Source organism: Burkholderia sp. Tr-20390 (genome assembly GCF_017104595.1).
In the GTDB taxonomy this organism is placed as follows: Bacteria; Pseudomonadota; Gammaproteobacteria; order Burkholderiales; family Burkholderiaceae; genus Burkholderia.
The window spans coordinates 1-844 of the sequence record NZ_JAAGPC010000431.1 but is presented as its reverse complement, the minus strand read 5'-3'; the positions used below and the strand labels follow the sequence as shown (position 1 = coordinate 844).

At 69.7% G+C, this 844-nt stretch carries 1 pseudogene; it reads left to right on the top strand.

The features are described 5' to 3' along the window. A pseudogene (locus G3N98_RS39380) lies at positions 1-844 on the top strand (ABC transporter permease); the annotation flags it as partial.

Below are 844 nucleotides of genomic sequence, written 5' to 3'. Positions count from 1 at the left end.
GGCGAGCGCGCTGCAGATCACCGCGCTCGCGCTCGGCCTGATGTGCCTGCTGCTGATCGCGATCACGCGCAACGACCTCGTCGCGGGCTGGCAGCAGTCGACGCCGCCCGATGCGCCGAATCAGTTCCTGATCGACATCCAGCCCGACCAGCGCGCCGACGTCGCGGCCTATCTGGCCGCGCACGGCGTGCGCGACGCGGTGCCCGAGCCGATGGTGCGCGGCCGCCTCGTCGCGATCAACGGCAAGCCGGTGAATCCGGACGCCTACCCGTCCGAGGAGGCGCGCCGGCTCGTCGACCGCGAGTTCAACCTGTCCTATACGACCCGGTTGCCGTCCGACAACCGGATCGTCGAAGGCGACTGGTTCGGCACCGCGGCGACGCCGCAGATCTCGATCGAGGCGGGCCTCGCGAAGACGCTGAACGTGAAGCCGGGCGACGTGCTGCGCTTCGACGTGACGGGGCTGACGGTCGACGCGCCGATCACGAGCGTGCGCAAGCTCGACTGGGGTTCGTTCCGCGTCAATTTCTTCGTGCTGATGCCGCCGCCGGTGCTGAAGGATTTCCCGGCCGTGTACCTGACGAGCTTCCATTTGCCGGCATCGAATGCCGCGCTGCTCGATCCGCTGATCGCGCGCTATCCGAACCTGACCGCGATCGACGTCGCGCCGATCCTCGCGCAGTTGCAGCGGATGATGCTGCAGGTGGTCGGCGCGGTGCAGTTCCTGTTCATGTTCACGCTCGCGGCCGGCGTGCTCGTGCTGTACACGGCGCTCGCCGGCACGCGCGACGAGCGGGTGCGCGAGTCCGCGCTGCTGCGCGCGCTCGGCGCGTCGCGCGCGCAG